Below are 1,920 nucleotides of genomic sequence, written 5' to 3'. Positions count from 1 at the left end.
TGGTGCGCCAGGCATGGCGCGTTGCGCGAAGCGCAACCAGTTTGGCTGTGGTGGCCACGCTGGTGACTTGGAGGTGAAAGTCCTCTACACACCCGGCAAGGGGAAGTGTTAGCCAGAGGCAAGGGTGTCGCGGGTGACTGCGAATCTGAAGGAAGCCCGAGGCAAACTGTTGGCCTGACGAACAGGAAGCGGATTAGGCGGTGCAGCGGGGTAAGGTAGCCAGAATTGCCAAAGCCCAATACTTGCACGGAACGCTGTGACGTAGATCCGACAGGCATAAGCAGGAAGGTCGCGCGAATTACCCTGGGAGATCTGTGCGTTTGCCACTGTGCTACCGAGCGCCGCGAGGCGACGGGATGAGCGTGCAGAAGTCAGCCGAGGCCGTAGTAAGTGACGAATAACCACGTCACCAAGGGCTGAACAGGTTATGTCGCCAGTAGGCGTCAGAGTCTCGTTGAATACCGAAATGCAGAAATTTCTCCCAGAGAAGACTGTTACTCCGAGTCCCGGACAGAATCCGAGGATGACGGCTGACAGCGCACAGGTACCGACGGCGTCTGTGACGTGGACGAACGCGGAGCCGGACACGCTGATGGAACGGGTGCTTGCACCTGCCAACCTCAGACGTGCGTATCAACGTGTGGTCAGCAACAAGGGCGCACCGGGTGCCGATGGCATGACGGTCGACCAATTAGCGGACCACGTGAAACAGTATTGGCCGATCCTCAAAGCTCGGTTGCTGGCTGGCGAGTATCACCCGCAAGGTGCGCGCGCCGTCGAAATCCCCAAACCCAAAGGCGGCACCCGCCAGTTGGGTATCCCCTGCGTCGTGGATCGCCTGATCCAACAGGCTCTGCTGCAACAGCTCACACCGATCTTCGACCCTCTGTTCTCGGACCATAGCTACGGTTTTCGTCCGGGCAGAAGCGCTCATCAAGCCATCGAAACAGCCCGCGCCCATGTGGCGGCAGGCTACCGCTGGTGCGTGGAACTCGATCTTGAGAAGTTCTTTGATCGGGTCAACCACGATGTCTTGATGGCTTATGTTGAGCGTCAAATCGCAGACAAGCGTGTGCTCACGCTGATCCGGCGTTATCTCGAAGCGGGATCGATGTCAGGCGGGATCGCCAGTCGCCGGCAGGAAGGGACGCCGCAAGGCGGCCCGCTCTCGCCGTTGCTGTCGAACATCCTGCTCAACGAACTCGATCGTGAATTGGAACGGCGAAGCCATCGTTTCGTACGCTACGCTGACGATGCGAACATTTATGTGCGCAGTCGTCGTGCGGGTGAACGAGTGATGACAGGCGTCGAGCGGTTCTTGAGGCAGCGTTTGAGACTGACGCTGAATCGAGAAAAGAGCCGGGTAGCTGGGTCATGGGTGTGTGATTACTTGGGCTATGGGATGAGCTGGCATCAACAGCCGAGACTGAGGGTGGCGACGATGAGTCTGGGTCGCTTGCGCGACCGACTCGCAGAGCTGCTACGCGGCGCGCGAGGCCGCAAGATGGCATATGTCATCGAGCGGATAAACCCCGTACTGCGCGGTTGGGCTGGGTACTTCAAGTTAACCCAAGGCAAGCGAGCGCTGGATAAACTTGATGGCTGGGTGCGCCACAAACTTCGCTGCGCCGTATGGCGTCAATGGAAGCAGCCCTCGACGAGGGCGCGCAACCTGATGCGCCTGGGGCTCGACGAAGGACGCGCTTACACATCAGCGTCCAATGGCCGAGGCCCATGGTGGAACTCGGGAGCGCCCCACATGAATCAGGCGCTACCGAAGAAACTTTGGGATCAACTCGGGCTGGTCTCGATACTGGATACGATAAACCGACTCAACCGCATAGCCTGAACCGCCGTATACGGAACCGTACGTACGGTGGTGTGAGAGGACGGCGGGAGTAATCCCGCCTCCTACTCGAT

At 59.2% G+C, this 1,920-nt stretch carries 1 protein-coding gene; it reads left to right on the top strand.

Features of this window, described 5'->3' with window-relative positions; all coding sequences use genetic code 11:
• Window positions 1-427 precede the first annotated feature (427 nt).
• On the top strand, window positions 428-1,849 hold the full coding sequence (gene ltrA, locus LUB09_RS23810; protein ID WP_231423851.1) for a group II intron reverse transcriptase/maturase: 1,422 nt from the start codon (window positions 428-430) through the stop codon (window positions 1,847-1,849).
• Window positions 1,850-1,920 lie beyond the last annotated feature (71 nt).

The organism is Pseudomonas sp. Leaf59, from assembly GCF_920984685.1.
Lineage (GTDB): Bacteria > Pseudomonadota > Gammaproteobacteria > Pseudomonadales > Pseudomonadaceae > Aquipseudomonas.
The sequence above is the reverse complement of the archived record's forward strand: the minus strand, read 5'-3'. Positions and strand labels throughout refer to the sequence as shown.

Excerpts from the sequence above, each read along its gene's own strand:
- ltrA (WP_231423851.1), top strand. The coding sequence starts at position 428 with ATGTCGCCAGTAGGCGTCAGAGTCTCGTTGAATACCGAAATGCAGAAA.